The 16087-nt window shown below is 73.3% G+C and carries 14 protein-coding genes and 1 pseudogene; 10 read left to right on the plus strand and 5 right to left on the minus strand.

Annotation, left to right across the window (positions count from 1 at the left end; translation table 11 throughout):
- Positions 1-508: 508 nt before the first annotated feature.
- Complete coding sequence (locus D459_RS0126540) at positions 509-1996, plus strand: SulP family inorganic anion transporter (RefSeq protein WP_017596029.1); 1488 nt, start codon at positions 509-511, stop codon at positions 1994-1996.
- 261 nt (positions 1997-2257) lie between these two features.
- Here the strand turns inward: D459_RS0126540 and D459_RS0126545 are convergent, their stop codons facing one another.
- The gene (locus tag D459_RS0126545; RefSeq protein WP_017596030.1) at positions 2258-3175 is read right to left on the minus strand and encodes a LysR family transcriptional regulator; all 918 of its coding nucleotides are present in this window, start codon (positions 3173-3175) and stop codon (positions 2258-2260) included.
- A 141-nt stretch (positions 3176-3316) separates the two neighbouring features.
- Between D459_RS0126545 and D459_RS32940 the strand changes: the two genes are divergently transcribed.
- The 3 genes from D459_RS32940 to D459_RS37440 all read left to right on the plus strand — a co-directional run bounded on the left by D459_RS32940 (position 3317) and on the right by D459_RS37440 (position 6066).
- Complete coding sequence (locus D459_RS32940) at positions 3317-5224, plus strand: solute carrier family 23 protein (RefSeq protein WP_017596031.1); 1908 nt, start codon at positions 3317-3319, stop codon at positions 5222-5224.
- Positions 5225-5710: 486 nt separating this feature from the next.
- Positions 5711-5941 carry a hypothetical protein gene (locus D459_RS36300; protein WP_169558476.1) on the plus strand — a complete coding sequence of 77 codons (231 nt, stop codon included), beginning with the start codon at positions 5711-5713 and terminating at the stop codon, positions 5939-5941.
- 2 nt (positions 5942-5943) lie between these two features.
- Entirely contained in the window at positions 5944-6066 is a 123-nt protein-coding gene (locus tag D459_RS37440) for a hypothetical protein (RefSeq protein ID WP_020380344.1), read from the plus strand.
- Between the two features lie 104 nt (positions 6067-6170).
- Here D459_RS37440 and D459_RS0126570 read toward each other — a convergent pair whose 3' ends face one another.
- Positions 6171-6842 (minus strand): TetR/AcrR family transcriptional regulator, encoded by a 672-nt coding sequence (locus D459_RS0126570; protein ID WP_017596034.1) that lies wholly within the window; start codon positions 6840-6842, stop codon positions 6171-6173.
- Positions 6843-7092: 250 nt separating this feature from the next.
- On the opposite strand from D459_RS0126570, the gene D459_RS0126575 reads away from it, so the two are divergent.
- Positions 7093-7929, plus strand: a complete 837-nt coding sequence (locus D459_RS0126575) for an NmrA/HSCARG family protein (RefSeq protein WP_017596035.1) — start codon at positions 7093-7095, stop codon at positions 7927-7929.
- A 103-nt stretch (positions 7930-8032) separates the two neighbouring features.
- Positions 8033-8800: an SDR family NAD(P)-dependent oxidoreductase gene (locus D459_RS0126580; protein ID WP_017596036.1), complete on the plus strand. Its 768-nt coding sequence runs from the start codon at positions 8033-8035 to the stop codon at positions 8798-8800.
- Between the two features lie 436 nt (positions 8801-9236).
- On the opposite strand, the gene D459_RS0126585 is transcribed toward D459_RS0126580, so the two are convergent.
- Positions 9237-10190 (minus strand): zinc-binding dehydrogenase, encoded by a 954-nt coding sequence (locus D459_RS0126585; protein ID WP_017596037.1) that lies wholly within the window; start codon positions 10188-10190, stop codon positions 9237-9239.
- Positions 10191-10347: 157 nt separating this feature from the next.
- Between D459_RS0126585 and D459_RS0126590 the strand changes: the two genes are divergently transcribed.
- Together D459_RS0126590 and fabI are read left to right on the plus strand one after the other, a co-directional pair.
- Positions 10348-10710, plus strand: coding sequence for a hypothetical protein (locus D459_RS0126590; RefSeq protein ID WP_161634181.1), 363 nt, complete (start codon positions 10348-10350; stop codon positions 10708-10710).
- A 52-nt stretch (positions 10711-10762) separates the two neighbouring features.
- A complete protein-coding gene (fabI, locus tag D459_RS0126595; protein ID WP_017596039.1) occupies positions 10763-11542 on the plus strand; it encodes an enoyl-ACP reductase FabI in 780 nt (259 codons plus the stop codon).
- Between the two features lie 543 nt (positions 11543-12085).
- On the opposite strand, the gene D459_RS0126600 is transcribed toward fabI, so the two are convergent.
- Positions 12086-12979: a transposase gene (locus tag D459_RS0126600; RefSeq protein ID WP_017596040.1), complete on the minus strand. Its 894-nt coding sequence runs from the start codon at positions 12977-12979 to the stop codon at positions 12086-12088.
- Between the two features lie 318 nt (positions 12980-13297).
- On the opposite strand from D459_RS0126600, the pseudogene D459_RS37170 reads away from it, so the two are divergent.
- Positions 13298-13534, plus strand: a pseudogene (locus D459_RS37170) (integrase core domain-containing protein); the annotation flags it as partial.
- Here the strand turns inward: D459_RS37170 and D459_RS32945 are convergent.
- Positions 13531-13896, minus strand: a complete 366-nt coding sequence (locus D459_RS32945) for an ArsR/SmtB family transcription factor (protein WP_020380347.1) — start codon at positions 13894-13896, stop codon at positions 13531-13533. The pseudogene D459_RS37170 and the gene D459_RS32945 overlap by 4 nt on opposite strands.
- 164 nt (positions 13897-14060) lie before the next feature.
- On the opposite strand from D459_RS32945, the gene asnB reads away from it, so the two are divergent.
- On the plus strand, positions 14061-15902 hold the full coding sequence (asnB, locus tag D459_RS0126615) for an asparagine synthase (glutamine-hydrolyzing) (RefSeq protein WP_017596043.1): 1842 nt from the start codon (positions 14061-14063) through the stop codon (positions 15900-15902).
- Positions 15903-16087 lie beyond the last annotated feature (185 nt).

Here is a 16087-nt window from a genome sequence, read left to right on the forward strand (position 1 = left end):
GATCGAGCGCGAGCACCCCGACATGGTGATGGAACCGCTCCTGGCCGGCGGCGTCGACCCGGGCGACTAGCCGCGCCGGGGTCGCCGGCTCGGGGAAGAGCGCCTTCCGGGAGCCCCGGGCCGCCCGGGCCCCGTCCGCCCGCCGACCTCCGATGATCCCACCCTTCGCGGCCACCCCCGGGCGGCGCGCGGCGGCAGTGGCGAGGGGCGGGCGGCCCCCGGGAGTGTGAGGGCCCTCTCAGTCCCGCAGCGCCGAAACGACCCTTACGTAACTGTAGAGTTTGAACCGCACTGAGCCGCATGTTCCGTGTGCGGCCGGATGCGAACTTCTCCCCGTTCGTCCCACCCGCCCGGCAGACCGGGGCCGGATCCGCGGCAGCGCCGCCGCGCGGACGGGGCCGGGGCCTCATCGCGCCCCGGCGCAGCGCCGCCCGAGCGGCCCTGCCCACCGCAGACCTCTGTTCGACGCAACCGGGCCCCTGCACGGCCTCTGACCGAGATCGGAACCATGACCTTCCTGACGACGCTCGCGCGCCGACGCCCCGCGCTGCCCCCGCTGCGGGTGCTGCGCACCGAAGTACTGGCCGGCCTGGTGGTCGCGCTCGCGCTGATCCCCGAGGCGATCTCCTTCTCCATCATCGCCGGGGTCGACCCGGCCGTGGGGCTGTACGCCTCCTTCACCATGGCCGTGGTGATCTCGATCGTGGGCGGCCGCCGCGCGATGATCTCGGCGGCCACCGGTGCGATCGCGCTGGTCGTTGCGCCGCTGTCGATCAACCACGGCCTGGGGTACCTGGTCGCCGCGGTGATCCTGGGCGGCGTCCTCCAGGTCGTGCTGGGCGCCCTGGGGGTGGCCCGGCTGATGCGGTTCGTGCCCCGCTCGGTCATGGTCGGCTTCGTCAACGCCCTGGCCATCCTGATCTTCATGGCCCAGGTCCCCGAGCTGGTCGACGTGCCCTGGATCGTCTACCCGCTGCTCGCCCTGGGCCTGGCGATCATCGTCGCCTTCCCCCGGCTCACCAAGGCCGTCCCCGCGCCGCTGGTGTCCATCATCGCGCTGACCGCGCTGACCCTGGGCGCCGGGCTGGCGGTGCCCACCGTCGGCGACAAGGGCGCGCTGCCCTCCTCGCTGCCGGTCCCCGGCATCCCCGACGTGCCGCTCACCCTGGACACCCTCACCCTCATCGCCCCCTACGCGCTGGCCTTCGCCCTGGTGGGGCTGATGGAGTCGCTGATGACGGCCAAGCTGGTCGACGACATCACCGACACCCACTCCGACAAGACCCGCGAGTCCATCGGCCAGGGCATCGCCAACATCGTCACCGGCCTCTTCGGCGGCATGGGCGGCTGCGCGATGATCGGCCAGACCATGATCAACGTCAAGGTCTCCGGCGCGCGCACCCGCATCTCCACCTTCCTGGCCGGGGTGTTCCTGATGGTGCTGTGCATCGCCTTCGGCCCGTGGGTCTCCCAGATCCCGATGGCCGCCCTGGTCGCGGTGATGATCATCGTGGCGGTCTCCACCTTCGACTGGCACTCGGTGGCCCCGGCCACGCTCAAGCGGATGCCGGTGGGCGAGACCCTGGTCATGGCGGTCACCGTGGTCGCGGTGGTGGCCACCCACAACCTGGCCATCGGCGTGGTCACCGGCTCCCTGGTCGCCTTCGTCGCCTTCGCCCGGCGGGTGGCCCACCTGGTCGACGTCTCCTCCATGCCCGACCCCGACGGCGGCCAGGTGGTCTACGTGGTCAAGGGCGAGCTGTTCTTCGCCTCCAGCAACGACCTCGTCTACCGGTTCGACTACGCCGGCGACCCCGAGCACGTGGTCATCGACCTGACCCGCGCCCACATCTGGGACGCCTCGACGGTGGCGGCGCTGGACGCCATCACCACCAAGTACGCGGCCAAGCAGAAGACGGTGGAGATCATCGGGCTCAACGAGTACAGCGCCGCGATGCACGGCCGGCTCAGCGGCGAGCTCGCCGGCAGCCACTGACCCTCGACGGAGGCGAGGCGCCCGCCCGGGACCGAGACGGCGGTCCCCGGGCGGGCGCCTTCGCGTTCGGCGCCCCTCCCGGCACATTCTCCCCTCACGTAAGAGTAGAGTTGCCTCCGTGAGGGGGCCGGAGCCGCTCCTCGCCGCGTACCCTGCCGGCCCTCTCCCCGGTGCCGCGCCCCGCTCGGACCGTCCTTCCGAGGGGCACGGCGCCGGGCCCGCCCGCTCCGCCGGCCGCACCGCGGCCCCGGCGCACCGGCCTCACCTGGGGGCGGTCGGGTTGCCGTCCCGGTCGCGCTCGGAGACCAGGTGGGCGCTCAGGCGCTCCCTGAGCCACAGTTCCGGACGGGAGGGCAGGCGGGAGCGCGGGTAGACCAGGTCCACCCCCACCAGCCAGTCGGTGTGCGGGTAGGCCTCGAGCTGGAGCTCCACGAACTCCCCGCGGGCCAGCTCCTCCAGCACGCACTGGCGCGGCACCGTCGCCCAGCCCAGGCCCGCCCGGGTCAGCTCGACCAGCGGCTCGTAGCCGAAGACCTCCCAGGTCTGCGCGGCCTGCAGGTACTCGGTGGTCGGCTGCACGTCGGCCTGGTCGGAGTGGACGAGGCGGCGGTGCTCCCTGAGGTCGGCGAAGCCCACCCGCTCCCGGGCCGCCAGCGGGTGGTCGCGGTGCACCACGTGCAGCAGGATCAGCTTGCCCAGCTGGCGGAAGTCCAGCGAGCGGTCGTAGCCGGGGGCGGCGAAGCCCACGCCGAGGGCGGCCTCGCCCCGGCGCACCTGCTCGTCGATCCGCATCCCGACCGGGCTGTGCACCATCAGGTTGACGTAGGGGTAGTGCTCGGCGAAGTCCCGGAGCGGCTCGGAGAGCAGCCGCATGTGCACGCCGGCCGCCAGCGTCAGCGAAGGGGCCTGCTCCAGGGCCAGCGCGTCCGCGTGGCGCTCGAAGCCGCGGGCGCGGTCGACCACCGTCCGCGCCTCCAGGGCCAGCCGGCGCCCCGCCTCGGTCAGCCGCGGCACCCGCGTCGAGCGGTCGAAGAGGTCGGCGCCCACGTCGACCTCCAGCTGGGCGATGGCCGCCGACAGCGTGGACTGCGACTTGCCCAGGCGTCGGGCGGCGGCGGAGAACGAGCCCGCCTCGCAGGCGACCACGAACGCCTCCAGCCGGTCCAGCGTGATGCGCACACCCGCCCCTTCCATCGATTCGATCGATGGTAACCGGCTTCGTGCATCAGCGGTCCCGCACTTAGCATCGGCGGTCATCCGGCTCCGGACCCCCGGCGGCGCGCCGGGGAGGGCGGCCGCCGGGAAGACCTGGGAGGTCCCATGCCCGTCCCCCGCCTCCGACGCCCCCGCGCCGCCGCGGCGCCCGGCCCCGTCGACCAGCGCCTGCCGCTCGGCCGCTCGGCGACGCTCGGGCTCCAGCACGTGCTGGTCATGTACGCGGGAGTGGTCGCCGTACCGCTCATCCTGGCCGAGACCCTCGGCCTGGACCGGTCCCAGACCGTCGCGCTGGTCAACGCCAACCTCATCGTCGGCGGGGTCGGCACCCTCGTCCAGGCACTGGGGCTGTGGCGGTTCGGCGCCCGCTTCCCCATCGTGCAGGGCGCCTCCTTCATCGGCCTGGCGCCCGCCCTGCTCATCGGCGAGCGCTACGGGCTGCCGTCGGTGTTCGGCGCGGTCATCGCGGCCGGCGCGCTCACCGTCGTCCTCGCCCCGGTCTTCTCCCGGCTGCTGCGGTTCTTCCCGCCGGTGGTGATCGGCAGCCTGGTGACGATCGTGGGGATCTCGCTGATGCCGGCCGCGGCGGGCTGGCTCGGCGGCGGGGAGGGGAGCGAGGACTTCGGCGCCCCGGTCCACCTCCTGCTGGGGCTGCTCACCGTCGCGACGACCATCGCCGTGCACGTCCTCGGCCGGGGCCTGTGGAGCAGCCTGAGCGTCCTGGCCGGCCTGGCCGTCGGCACCTGCGCCGCGTTCCTCACCGGGACCACCGACTTCGGCGGCGTCTCCGAGGCGCCCTGGGTCGGGCTGGCCGCGCCGCTGTCCTTCGGCGCGCCCCGCTTCGAGGTCGTGCCGGTCCTGATGATGTCCCTGGCGATGCTGGTCATCCTCGCCGAGACCACCGGGAACATGCTCGCGATCGGGCACATCGTGGGCGTGCGGGTCGACCGGCGCCGGCTCGCCGACGCGTTCCGCGCCGACGGCCTCGCCTCGATGCTCGGAGGCCTCTACAACGGCTTCCCGCTCAACGCGTTCAGCCAGAACACCGGGCTGCTGGCCATGACGAGGGTGCGCAGCCGGTTCACGGTCGCGGCGGGCGGGCTGATCATGATCGCCTTCGGCCTGCTGCCCAAGATCGGCGCCGTCGTCTCGGCCATCCCGCCGGCGGTCCTGGGCGGCGGCGCGATCGTCATGTTCGGCATGACGACGGCGGCCGGCGTCCAGGAGCTCGCCCGGGTCCGCTACGCCGGCACGAACAACGCCCTGGTGGTGGCCGTCTCGCTGAGCGTGGGCGTGCTCCCCATGGCCTCGCCCGAGCTCTTCGGGCGCGTGCACGGGCCGCTCGGCCTCGTGCTGGAGAGCGGCATCTTCCTCGGCGCGATCACCGCGGTGCTGCTCAACGCGCTGCTGCACCGGCCGGCCCGCGAAGAGGAGCGCGGCGGCCCCGAGTCCTCCGCCCCCGAACCCCCGGCCGACGGCGGCCGGGACGACGAAAGGAACCACATGGCCGACACCGCCGCCCCGACGGCCGGCACCCCCACCGACCAGGACATCGAGCTGCTGCGGCGGGCCTTCGCCCTCGCCCGCGAGGCCGCGGGACGCGGCCGCCACCCGTTCGGCGCCCTGGTCGCCGCCGCGGACGGCACCGTGATCGCGGCCCGCGGCAACAACTCCATGCCGCCCGAAGGGGACCCCACCCGGCACGCCGAGCTGTGCGCGGCGGCGGCCGCCGCGCAGGCCGTGCCGCTGGAGCGGCTGGCCGGCGCCACCCTGTACAGCAGCGCCGAGCCGTGCGCGATGTGCACCGGCGCCCTGTACTGGACCGGGATCGGGCGCCTGGTCTACGGGCTGTCCGAGCGCCGGCTGCTCGAATTCACCGGCGACGCCGCCGAGAACCCCACGCTCGACCTGCCCTGCAGGGAGGTCCTCGCCCGGGGCCAGCGCCGGGTGGAGGTCATCGGCCCCCTGCTCGAAGACGAGGCCGCCCTCCCCCACCGGGGATTCTGGCGCTGACCGGGCCGGGCCCGCCGCCCGGCGGGCCCGGCCGGTCCCCCGCCTCCGCCGCACGCGGACCGGTCCGCGTGCGGCGGACTCCCCTCCAGCCCGCATGGGGTGCTCGCACGTGAACCGGCCAGGCGGGCCGCCCTCCCACGGCCGGGCCTGCCCAGGTTCATCGCACCTCTGGACGGAGCGGAGCCCGAACGGCGCCTACCCGCCCCTTCCCCGCCCTTCCGGCACCGCTTCCGCTGCTTGTCCCGGGCGTGCAGGGACTCTGCGGTCGAAGGCGCCCTTCTCGCCCCGCTGCTTGACCAGCCTCCCCCAGCGCTCTTTGCGTCCGAACCGGGCCGCGATCTCCTTTCCGCTGGGCAGGGCCCCGCCCTCGCCCCGGTTGTCCAGCGCCCACCGCCACGCCCGCACCTGTACCGGGGACGGCGTCCGTTCGCCCCCGGCGCGCAGCCCCTCCTCTCCCCCGCCCTGCGCTGCTCCTTCGACCAGGCGGTGCGCGCTGTGGAGCCGGAGCTGAGCGCCATGGCCGGCATGCCGCCCGGTGGGCTGTGCGCCGGTGCGCTCACCCGGTGGGTGCTGGGCCTGCCGGGTGATCAGGCCGACGGTTTCTGGCGGCGGCTGGTGGCCCGGGCCCGCGGCGGCGATCCGGCGTGGACGGTCATCGCCGCCGGGCTGGCCCTGCCGGGCCTGCGGGGCGCCCGGGCCCGGCGCCCTCGCACGTGACGATGCACATCGGCGAAGGCCGGATGGTCAACGCGCCGAGCAGCGGCCAGACCGTGCGCACCGAACCCGTCGAGAGCGGCGCCTACAGTTCCAGGTTCATGGGCGCGGTCCGGCCGGGAGGATAGGAGCCCCGCGCCTGCCTCCGGCCGCCTCGGCGGCATCCGGCACCGGCCGCTCTGCCCGGCCTTCCGAGGGCTTGCGGCCGAAGGGTCCGTCCGGGTCCGCCCGGTCAGCGGTGCCGGTCGTCGGCCCAGCGACCGGTGAAAAGGGTCTCGGCGGGCGGACCGCCGGGCAGGGGGCTGCCGGGGGGTCGCAGCCCGTCCAGGACGATCGCTATGGTCCGCTGCCGCGCCTCGACGGCGGCGGGGAGCAGATCGGTGCGGCCCTGCCTGCGGAGCTGTTCGATCATGGGGGCGGCGGTGAGCTGCTCCAGCAGCACCCAGATGTCGGTCGCGGTCACGTCCGGGCGCAGCACGCCGGCGGCGGTGGCCCGTTCCACCAGGCCGGCCAGCTGCCGATCGGCGCGGCGGTGCTTCTCCCACATGGCGGGGGTGACCTCGACGGCTCCGGCGATCGGGGCGAGCGAGCCCCGGTCGGCCTCCAGGGAGGCGGTGATGAACGCGGTCAGCGCCTCCCACGGGTCGTCGCACGCCGCGGCCTGCTCGAGGGTGTCGGTCCACTGGTCGAGTGAGAGTTCGGCCAGGCGCTGGAACAGCTCCTCCTTGGTGCGGTAGCGGCGGTAGAGGCTGCCGATCCCGACCCCGGCGCGCGCGGCGATCGCCGCCACCGAGGCGTGGGCCCCGTCCTCGGCGAGCACCTCGCGGGCGGCGCGCAGCAGTTCCCGGTCGTTGCGCTCGGCCTCGGCCTGCCGGGGGGCCCGGCGGCGGCGTGCGGTGTCCATGGTCACATCCTACTCCATTGCGGAGCGATTCGCTCCGCTATAGCGTTCCCTCCAATCGGATCAAATCGCTCCGTTTCAAGGGGGCGTGCTGCCCAAGGACCGCGATGCCGCTCCAGCGGCCCGACGCACCCACCGGCACCGCCCCGCCCTCCCCAGGCCTCGGCCTGAACGTCCACCTTCGCCCTGCGGAGGCCGACCGCCTCCGCACCGCCCCGAACCCCGTCCAGGGCACAACATCTAAGGAGTCGTCATGACCGGAACCAAGACCATCCTGGTCACCGGAGCGACCGGCAACCAGGGCGGTGCGGCGACCCGAGCACTGCTGCGGCGCGGATGGGCGGTGCGCGCGCTGGTCCGCGATCCCGGCGCTCTCGCCGCCCGCGAACTGCAGGACCTCGGCGCCGCACTCGCCACCGGGGACCTGGACGACGCCCCGTCCCTGCACCGGGCGGTGGAGGGCGCCTACGGAGTGTTCAGCGTCCAGCCCCTGGCCTCCGAACCGGAGGCCCTCGCCGCCGAGGTCCGCCGGGGCAAGGCGGTCGCCGACGCCGCGCTCGACGCGGGCGTCGAGCACCTGGTCTACAGCTCGGTCGGCGGCGCCGAACGCCGGACCGGCATCGACCACTTCGAGAGCAAGGCCGAGATCGAACGGCACATCCTGGGCCTCGGCCTGCCCGCCACGATCCTGCGCCCGGTGTTCTTCATGGACAACCTCCTGCACTATGCCGGCGCGCAGGGCGAGCGCGTCATGGAGCTGCCCGTCCTGCCCGACCGGCCGATGCAGATGATCGCCGCCGCCGACATCGGGCGCATCGCCGCCACCGCCTTCGACGAACCGGCCGAGTTCGCCGGCGCCCGGCTGGAGATCGCCGGGGACGAACTGCCGTTCACCCGTGTCGCCGAGATCTACCAGCGCGTCACCGGCGTCCCGACCCGCCTGGTCCCCCTGCCCATCGAAGAGCGCATGTTCGAGTGGTTCGCCGAGGACGGGTACCGGGCCGACCTGCCGGCGCTCCGCGAGCGCTTCCCCGGCCTGCTGACCTTCGAGCGCTTCCTGAGCCGTCAGGCCTCCACCGCCGCCCCGTAGCACCCACCCCCTTCCACCCGCATGTCACAGGGGGCCGGTCCGGATCGTCCCGGGTCTTGACCACCGATTCGGACCGGCCCCCGCCCAACACCAGGAGCCGAACATGAACGAGCAGACCTCCCATCAGAAGATCGCGCTGATCAGCGGAGCCAACAAGGGGATCGGCCTCGCGACCGCCGCGCGGCTCGCCGCGCTGGGCATGACGGTCCTGGTCGGCGCCCGCGACCGGCGGCGCGGACAGGAGGCCGCCGCGGCGCTGCGCGCCTCGGGAGGCGACGCGCACGCGGTCGTTCTGGACGTCACCGACCAGGCCGCCGTCCGCGCGGCCGCCGCCCGGATCGAGAAGGACTTCGGCCGCCTCGACGTGCTGGTCAACAACGCCGGGATCACCGGCTCCGGACAGGTCGCCCCCGCGGAGGCCACCGACCAGGTCCCCAGCACCGTCGGCCTCGACACGGTGCGGGCCGCGTTCGAGACCAACGTGTTCGGGGTGGTCGCGGTGACCAACGCGATGCTGCCGCTGCTGCGGCGGTCACCGGCACCGCGCATCGTCAACGTCAGCAGCCATTCCGCGTCGCTGACCCTCACCGGCGACCCGGACGGGCCCTTCGCGGACCTGCTGCCGTCGGCCGCCTACAACCCGTCCAAGTCCGCGCTGAACGCGCTGACCGTGCAGTACGCCAACGAGCTGCGCAAGGACGGCATCCTGGTCAACGCCGCCGCACCCGGCTACGTCGACACCGATATCAACGACCACACCGGGTTCCTCACTCCCGCCCAGGGCGCCGCGGTCGTGGTACGGCTGGCCACGCTCGACACCGGCGGCCCGACCGCCGGGTTCTTCGCCGAGGACGGGCCTGTGCCCTGGTGAGGGGCCCTCCGCGAGGGCGGGCGGCGCAGGGCCGCCCCTCGACGCACCGGTCTCGTGAGACCCGCCTGCCCGCTTCGGGGCCTGGACTCGCGCAGACCGCCGTCTGCAAGGCCCCTCGCAGACCGGGATGGCCGCGTGAGGGGTTCCCCAGGAGCGGCCGGACGGATCCGACGCCGGAGGAGACCGCCGAGGCCGGTCCCCCGGCCCTATCCGCCCCGCCCCCGAGGTGATCCCGCCGACCGGCGGGATCAGCCCGGTCATCGCCGACGCTTCCGGGGCGGTGTCCCATCGAACCACCGCGGCCGACGCAGGCGGGTGCACCGGACGGATCCGTCCGACGCCGCTGCGGCGATCGCGGCGCCCCGCATCGCGGCGGCCGGCGGAGCGGTGCCCGGGGCCGAACGACCCCTGCCGCGGCGTCGCGGCGGTCCCCCGTTCAGGGGACCAGCACGGTCTTCCCTGTCGTCGCACGCGCCTCGATCGCCCGGTGGGCTTCGGCCGCCTCGGCCAACCGGTAGGTCTGGCCGATGACGGGACGCAGCCGGCCCGCCGCGGCTTGGGCGAGCGCCTCCTCGGCCAGGGCGCGGATCTCGGAGGGGCTCGGTGCCCCGTCGTCGGCGATGACGGTCACCTGCCCGTTCGGCCGGGTCCACTCACCGGAGGCCATGCCGTAGATGCTGACCCGTCCCCCGGCGCGCACGGCCGAAAGGCCGCAGGTCCCGATCCGGCCGCCGACCCCGTCGAACAGCACGTCGACGCCCGCGCCTTCGGTGATCTCGACGACCGTACGCTCCCACCCGGCCCGGGCGTAATCGACGTAGGCGACCGCCCCCAGCGAAGTCACCAACTCCCGTTTGGCGGAGCCCCGGGCCGCGCCGATCACCTTGGCGCCCGAACCGGCCGCCAGCTGCACCAGCAGACTGCCGACACCGCCTCCCGCCGCTTCGACCAGCACCCATTCACCGGGGCCGACCTGCGCCCGCCGGTGCAGCAGGACCGCGGTGCGGCCGTCGGCCAGCAGCGCCACCGCATCCTGCAGCGGCACTCCTTCCGGAACCGGGATGGCATCGCAGGCCCTCGCGACAGCGAGCTCGGCATAACCACCGGTTCCCCCGGTCGTGGTCACCACGGTCGTCCCCAGCAGTTCCCGATCGGCGGACGAGCCGACGGCGACGACCTCCCCTCCGACCCCGTTGCCCAAGACGCGAGGGCCGGGCTCCGACCGCTTGCCCGCCGGCCCCCGTCCAGCGCGCACCTGGGTCTCGACGAACGTGATCCCGGCGCATTCAACGGCCACCAGCACCTGCCCGGGCTCCGGCACCGGGTCCGGAAGTTCACGGACGGCGAGCACCTCCGGCCCGCCGAACCGCTCCATCACCACAGCGCGCATGCATCCCCCTCAAGCCAATCGGAGCGGAACACTCCGGTAAGCCACACGCTACAGCGGAGCGATTCGCTCCGTAAAGGGTTCTCCGCCCCCTCACCGAAAGCGGCAGCACCGTGGCGTGTGCATCGGCGAAGGCCGGAACAGGGGAACGGTGCCGGTGGTGGGCGACTCCACCGTCGGCGAGACCCGCGCCCTGCACCGCGCCCTGACCGCGGTGGCCGGGCAGCGGTGGCTGCTCGCCCCGCCTCCCGGCACCGACCTGGGCGCCTTGGCCGAGCGCATCGGCGCCTCCGAAGAGTTCGCCGCGGCCGGGGCGGTGGTGTGGCCGGACGACGCCGGCCGGCCCGTGCGCGCCCTCCTCTCCCCGGCGCCCGGGGCGTGGTCACCACCCCCCGGCCCGGATGTGACCGGCGTGCCGGCGATGTACCCCGGCCACCGGCGCCGTCACCGCTCCTCGGCTTTGAAGCACCCGGCTCCAAAACCGAGGAGCGATCTTTGTGCAGATTCGCGGGCGACGGCCTGACCGCCCACCACTACGGTGCCACTGCCGGCGAAAACACCACCCCGGAGAACTCGTGAACCTGCTCATCACCGGCATCACCACCCGGTCCTCCATCGCCTACGCCGTCGCCGAGGAGGCGATGAAACAGGGCCACCAGGTCGTCCTGTCCAATCCGCCGGGGCGGCAGCCGTCGATCCTGGAGCGCATCGCCAGGCGCCTGCCCGCCGAGCCGGTCGACATCCTGGGCCTGGACGTCACCGACCCCGACCAGATCACCGCGGCCGCCGAAGCCGTCGCCGACCACTGGGACCACGTGGACGGGCTGCTGCACTCCATCGCCTACGCCCCCGCAACCGCGCTGGGCGGCGGCTTCCTCGACACCTCCTGGGAGGACGCGGCCACCGCGATCCACATCTCCGGCTACTCCCTCAAGGCGCTGGCCGTCGGGTTCCGCGGCCTGCTGGCCGCAGCGCCCGACGGCGCCGGCATCGTGAGCCTCACCTTCGACGCCTCCCGGGCCTGGCCGGTCTATGACTGGATGGGCTCGGCCAAGGCGGTCCTGGAGAACTCCACCAAGTACCTGGCCCGCGACCTCGGCGGCGACGGCATCCGGGTCAACACGGTCTCGGCCGGCCCGATCAAGTCCCTGGCCGGCGGATCGATCCCCGGCTTCGACCGGATCGCCGACCGGTGGGCGGAATCCGCCCCGGCAGGGTGGGACACCACCGATGCGACCGTGGTCGCCGGGCCCGCCCTGTTCCTGATGAGCCCTGCCGCGCGCGCCATCACCGGCACCACCCTGCACGTCGACGGCGGATACCACGCCATGGGCGCACCGATCACCGCCGGCTGAGCGGACGTCCGCAGGTCTCGCAGAGCGGTTCCGGCGGGAACACCGAGGGCGTTCTCCTCCCCCGCCCCCGGCCCGGATGAACAGCGGCGCACCTCCGGGCCGGACACCCTCACCTTGTCGTTCATGCACCGGCGCCGGGTCGGGCCGGATCCGCGCTTCCGCTTCGTTCCGGGGCTCTTCGATCTACTGGAACAGGTCGCGGGCGCGGGTGCAGGCGTCGATCGCCTCCCGAACCGGCTCGCCTCCTGCAACGCGTTGCCGAGGTCGCCCCGCTCCAACGCTTCGCTGTGGGCGCCCCCGGCCGGTCGGGCCGGCTCGGCGGGCGGCAGGCCCCGGCCTTCGGTCGGGCGGCCTGCCGCGACCGCAACACCGTCGAGCGGGCCATCGACCTGCTCAAGCGGAACCGGGCGGTGGCCGTTCGCCACGACGGGCGCGCCGCGGTCCACGGCGGGACGGTCGGCTCGCCTCGATCCGGATCCGGCTGCGCGACCTGCCCTGTTCGAGAACAGCGCCTAGATCGTTGATGGGAAACGTGTGTCCTGGTCAGTGGTCGTAGGCGGTCAGCGACCGCTTGACCGGGGCTCCGATCAGCCAGTTGTGCCAGATCGCGGCGTTCAAGGCCATGACCCGCTGGCAGGTGCGCGCCCACAGCCCCTCGGTGGTGCGCGCCTGGTGGCGCTCCAGCCCGAGCTGGTTCTTCAGCGTCCAGATCACCGCCTCGATGCGCTGGCGCAACCAGCCCGGGAACCGTCCGTCATCGTCCTCGCCCTTCAGCGCGGGGCGCACCAGGGCGAACCCCGCTGCTGCGGCGGCCGCCTCGATGCCGGCCCCGGCGAAGCCCTTGTCGCACACGATCGGGCACGGCCCCGGGGCGCACCGCCGTACGTGGAGCAGGTGCAGGGCCTGCTTGCGCTCGTCCAGCTCCTTGGGGTGGGCCAGGGAGAACGCCGTCACGGCCCCTTCGGCGGTGGTGATGAGCATGAGCTTGGCGCCCCAGTAGAAGGAGTGGTGGGAGGCGTCGCGGCCGTAGCCGGCGAGCTCACCGAGCCCGGAGCGGTTGACGGTGGTCCGGGAGGCCCCGCAACGGACGGGTGTGCCGTCCATCAGGCGCAGCCGCTCGTGCCAGGTGGGAAGGGCCCGGGCCAGGTGCATGGCCGCGGCTTGCAGGGCCGGGGCGGCATCGCGCAGGCGGCGGTTGTACTCGGACTGGCCGGGCAGGCGGGGGAACAGGTGGCCGATCCGGGAGGGGGCGGCGCGCATCCAGTGGCGCTCGGAATCGCATCCCAGCAGCACCTGGGCTGCGGCGACGCACACGAGTTCGGCGTCGGTGAGCAGGCGGGGCCGGCCCGTTCGGCGGGGCTGTTCGCGCGAGGGCAGGACGTGGTCGTCCAGGTGGACGTAGAGTGCGGTCAGAAGGGCGTCCAGGTTCGTGTTCACAGCTTGAGCATGGGCGCCCTTCGTCGTGCCCGCAGGCCGTTCAGCGGTTTCCCATCAACGATCTAGGCGTAATGGTCATGGACGTTGTTGACACTGCTGTGGCCTTGAACATGGCGAAGACCTCCTGTGCGGTGGGAGCTGTCTAGGAACTCACCGCACGGAGGCCTTCATGGCCCACCGTAATGCCCGACTGACCGTCTTCGGTAGGAGGCTGCTGGTCGAACGCGCCCGTTCAGGCCGCCCCCTCGCCCATGTCGCGGCCGAGACGGGGGTCTCACGGACCACGGCCCACAAATGGATGCGCCGGTGGCCGATCTCGGCGCGACCGGCAAGCTCACCCGCGCCTACCGGCCCCAGACCAACGGCAAGGTCGAGCGCTTCAACCGCACCCTGCTCGACGAATGGGCCTACCTGCGGCCCTACGGCTCAAACGACGAACGGACAGCCGCCCTGGCAGACTTCCTCCACACCTACGACCACCACCGCTGCCACACCGCACTCGACGGCGGCCCGCCCATCACCCGCGCCAACAACCCTGCAGGCCAATACAGCTAGGGGGTGCTCGGGGCCGAGTCCGCCTCTTCGGGTGGGGGAGCGTCGACGATGGCGGGGAGCAGCCCCGGGAACCGGTCCTCGACTTCGCTCCAGCGGACCCGGCTCAGCCGGGAGGTGCCTTGCAGCCGCGTCGCCACCAGGCCGCTGTCCCGCAGGGTGCGCAGGTGGTGGGAGATCGTCGAGCGGTTGACCGGAAGGTCCAGCGAGCCGCACGACCCCTCCCCCCGCTCGACGAGCATGCGGACGATCTGCAGGCGCACCGGGTCGGCGAGCGCCTGGAGCAGGACACCGATGTCCAGGGTCCGCAGGTCGGGGTGGGGCAGCCAGGCGGACTCACTGTGCGTACCGGGGCGAGGCGTCATGAGTTCCATTACACCGCACCGATTGTTACGATGCCAATCGCAAACGTCGATGGCCATCGAAATTGTTGACGGCCGTCGGAACATCAGGGCCCTGGACCCGGGCCCGACCGGCTCCGGCCTCCTCGCTTCGCGGAGCCGCTCACCCCCTGCCCCGAGGAGTACGCATGTGTGGCATCGCCGGCTGGGTGGACTTCCACCGAGACGTGCGCACCGAGACCCCGGTGCTCGACCGGATGACCGAGACGATGGCCTGCCGCGGGCCGGACGACGCCGGTACGTGGGCCGACGCCCGCGCGGCGCTCGGCCACCGGCGGCTGTCCGTCATCGACCTCGAAGGCGGCCGCCAGCCGATGGCCGCGGACGAGGACGGCCGCCCCCTCGCCTGCCTGACCTACAGCGGAGAGGTCTACAACTTCCGAGAGCTCCGCACCGAACTGGCCGCGCGCGGGCACCGGTTCCGCACCCGCAGCGACACCGAGGTCGTCCTCCGCGGCCACCTGGAATGGGGCGAGGGCCTCGTCGACCGCCTGAACGGGATGTTCGCCTACGCGCTCTGGGACGCCCGCCGGCAGGAGCTGCTCCTGGTCCGCGACCGGATGGGCGTCAAACCCCTGTACTACTTCCCGCTGAGCGGCGGGATCGTGTTCGGTTCCGAGCCCAAGGCCCTGCTCGCCCATCCGGAGGTCCCGCGCCGGATCGACGCGGACGGCATGCGCGAGGTCCTGGAGATGGTGAAGACGCCGGAGCAGGCGGTCTTCGCCGGCATGCGCGAAGTGCGTCCCGGGCAGATCGTCCGCGTCCGGCGGGAGGGCCTCGCCCGGCGCACCTACTGGGCCCTGGAGGCGCGCGAGCACACCGACGACCTGCGGACCACAATCGCGACGGTGCGCTCGCTCCTGGAGGACATCGTCGACCGGCAGCTCGTCGCCGATGTACCGGTGTGCTCGCTGCTCTCCGGCGGACTGGACTCCTCCGCGATCACGGCCCTGGCCGCCGGGCGCCTCGGCTCCGAGCCCGTCCGCTCGTTCTCGGTCGACTTCGCCGACCACGGCACGGGCTTCCGCAAGGACGCGATCCACGGCTCCCCGGACACCCCCTTCGCCCGCGACCTGGTACGGCACGTCGGCTCCGAGCACAGCGAGATCATCCTGGACAGCGGAGAGCTCGCCGACCCGGAGCTGCGCGCCGCGGTGCTCCGGGCCGCGGACCTGCCCCCGACCTACTGGGGCGACATGTGGCCGTCGCTGTACCGGCTGTTCCAGGAGATCAGGAAGGAGTCCACGGTCGCCCTCTCCGGGGAGTCGGCCGACGAGGTCTTCGGCGGGTACCCCTGGTTCCACACCCCGGAGGCCCTGAAGGCCGACACCTTCCCCTGGCTCGCCTCGCCCACCAGGGCACTGTTCGACGGAAAGGGCCTGTTCTCCCCGTCCCTGCTGGAGAAGCTCGACATGGCCGGCTTCCTCCGCGACAGCCACGCGCAGGCGATGGCGGAGGCGCCGGTGCTGCCCGGGGACGGCGAGCAGGAGCGCCTGATGCGCCGCCTCACCCACCTCAACCTGACCCGGTTCAACCAGGCGCTCCTGGACCGGAAGGACCGGATGAGCATGGCGGTGGGCCTGGAGGTGCGGGTGCCCTTCTGCGACCACCGCCTGGTGGAGTACGCCTACAACGTCCCCTGGGAGATGAAGTCCTTCGACGGGCGGGAGAAGAGCCTGCTCCGCGCGGCGGTGTCGGACCTGCTCCCGGAGTCGATCCTGAACCGCGTGAAGAGCCCCTACCCCACCACCCAGGACCCCGGCTACGAAGGCGCCCTGCGGGCGGAGGCCGCGGCGGTGCTGGCGGATCCGGACTCGCCGGTGCTCCCCCTGCTGGACGCCTCCGCGGTACGGGCGCTGCTGGACACTCCCCTGGGCGACACCAGCCGCAAGTACGACCGGATGAACCTGGAGACGGTGCTCGGGCTGAACGGCTGGCTCTCGGCCTACTCGGTCTCCATCGACCTCTGATCCCGGCGGCCGGGCCCTTCCTCCCCGGCCTCCGCCCGGATCCGGGGCTCCGCCGGGGGCCGCCCGCTTCCCGCCGCATCCGCACGCTCACCCCTTGACACAGAACGGAACCGATCGGTACCGTTCCTGTTGATCGAAAACGGTACCGATCGGTTCCGTTTCAGGGCGCGCGGGCCGGCGGACGA

Source organism: Nocardiopsis potens DSM 45234, from assembly GCF_000341105.1.
Taxonomy (GTDB): Bacteria; Actinomycetota; Actinomycetes; order Streptosporangiales; family Streptosporangiaceae; genus Nocardiopsis_A; species Nocardiopsis_A potens.

Bases quoted from the DNA above. Each gene is read 5' to 3' on its own strand.
- D459_RS0126540 (WP_017596029.1), top strand. From the start codon at position 509: ATGACCTTCCTGACGACGCTCGCGCGCCGACGCCCCGCGCTGCCCCCG.
- D459_RS32940 (WP_017596031.1), top strand. From the start codon at position 3,317: ATGCCCGTCCCCCGCCTCCGACGCCCCCGCGCCGCCGCGGCGCCCGGC.
- D459_RS37440 (WP_020380344.1), top strand. From the start codon at position 5,944: ATGCACATCGGCGAAGGCCGGATGGTCAACGCGCCGAGCAGCGGCCAG.
- D459_RS0126570 (WP_017596034.1), bottom strand. From the start codon at position 6,842: ATGGACACCGCACGCCGCCGCCGGGCCCCCCGGCAGGCCGAGGCCGAG.
- D459_RS0126575 (WP_017596035.1), top strand. From the start codon at position 7,093: ATGACCGGAACCAAGACCATCCTGGTCACCGGAGCGACCGGCAACCAG.
- D459_RS0126580 (WP_017596036.1), top strand. From the start codon at position 8,033: ATGAACGAGCAGACCTCCCATCAGAAGATCGCGCTGATCAGCGGAGCC.
- D459_RS0126585 (WP_017596037.1), bottom strand. From the start codon at position 10,190: ATGCGCGCTGTGGTGATGGAGCGGTTCGGCGGGCCGGAGGTGCTCGCC.
- D459_RS32945 (WP_020380347.1), bottom strand. From the start codon at position 13,896: ATGACGCCTCGCCCCGGTACGCACAGTGAGTCCGCCTGGCTGCCCCAC.
- asnB (WP_017596043.1), top strand. From the start codon at position 14,061: ATGTGTGGCATCGCCGGCTGGGTGGACTTCCACCGAGACGTGCGCACC.